General features: G+C 69.9%; 1 protein-coding gene. It reads right to left on the bottom strand.

Annotation, left to right across the window (positions count from 1 at the left end; genetic code table 11):
• On the bottom strand, positions 1–1,111 hold a 1,111-nt coding region (locus ACIOKD_RS42035; protein WP_402093764.1), incomplete at its 3' end, for an IS110 family transposase.
• Positions 1,112–1,318 lie beyond the last annotated feature (207 nt).

The following is a 1,318-nucleotide window of genomic DNA, read 5'->3' as shown; positions in this document are numbered from 1 at the left end:
CGATGACGGCCTGGACGTGTTTGCAGCCCTCGCCGCGCTTCTTGAGGTAGAAGTCCCGGTTCGGTCCTTCGCGGATGATGCTGGTCTGCGCGGACATGTAGAATACCCTGCGCAGGCGGCGGCTGTAGCGCTTGGGCCGGTGCAGGTTGCCGGTGCGGCGTCCGGAGTCACGCGGGACGGGCACGAGCCCAGCCGCCGAGGCCAGGTGGCCGGCGTCCGTGTAGGCGGACAGGTCGCCGGCCGCGACGACGAACTCGGCCCCGAGTATCGGGCCCATGCCAGGCATCGACTCGATGATCTCCGCCTGCGGATGGCTGCGGAACGTCTCGCGGATTTGCTTGTCGATCCGCTTCAGCCGGTCGTCCAGGGCCAGGATCTGCGCGGCCAGGTCGGCGACGATCTGCGCGGCGACATCCTCACCGGGCAGCGCGCTCTGTTGGGCTTGAGCGGCTTCCAGCGCTATCGCGGCGACCGCGTCGGCGCTCCGGACGCCGCGGTTGGCCAGCCAGGCCGTCAGCCGGGCCCGGCCGCGGCGGCGTATGGCGAGCGGGGTCTGGTAGCCGGTCAGCAGGATCAGCGCGCCTTTGTGTGCCGAGTAGTCGAAGGCCCGCTCCAGCGCGGGGAAGACGCCGGTCAGTACGTCACGCAGGCGGTTGATCATTCGCACCCGGTCGGCCACCAGGTCGGCGCGGTGGGCGGTCAGCAGGGCGAGGTCGGCGGCCAGCTGGGCGGGCACGTCGATGGCGGCGAAGTCCCGGCGCTGGCGGGAGGTTTCGGCGATGACGTAGGCGTCGCGGGCGTCGGTCTTCGCCTCGCCCCGATAGGCGCCGGACATGCGGTTGACCGTGCGACCGGGTACGTAGACGGCCTGCTGGCCGTGGGCTGCCAGCAGGGCCAGCAGCAGCGCGGAGGACGTCCCGGAGATGTCCACCGCCCAGTGGACCTGGTCCGCCAGGTCGAGGATCTCGCCGAGCGCGGTCAGGATCGCCGACTCGTCGTTGTCGACCTTCTTCGACCACAGCGTTACGCCGGTCTCGTCGACCACGGCCGCCCAGTGGTGGCCCTTACCGGCATCGACACCGGCCCAGACCTGGGCTTTCCGTTCATTCACTCGCCCCTCCTCGTTCCGCACGGCATGCCGTCGGCCCGAGGAACACCCCGCTGTCATCTCCGTAATCAGCGACCGCACGAAGCGCGCACATCTCAATCAGCAGCCAGGGCGCCCCGGAGAGCCGGGCGGCCACTCCTTCGAAGCCACTGAAGGCAAGAACCCATAAGCCACACCCGGCCCTCCCGGGCCGCCTAACAACTTACGGAG

It is taken from the genome of Streptomyces sp. NPDC087844 (genome assembly GCF_044742785.1).
In the GTDB taxonomy this organism is placed as follows: Bacteria; Actinomycetota; Actinomycetes; order Streptomycetales; family Streptomycetaceae; genus Streptomyces.
This window is presented reverse-complemented; position numbering and strand designations above follow the sequence as displayed.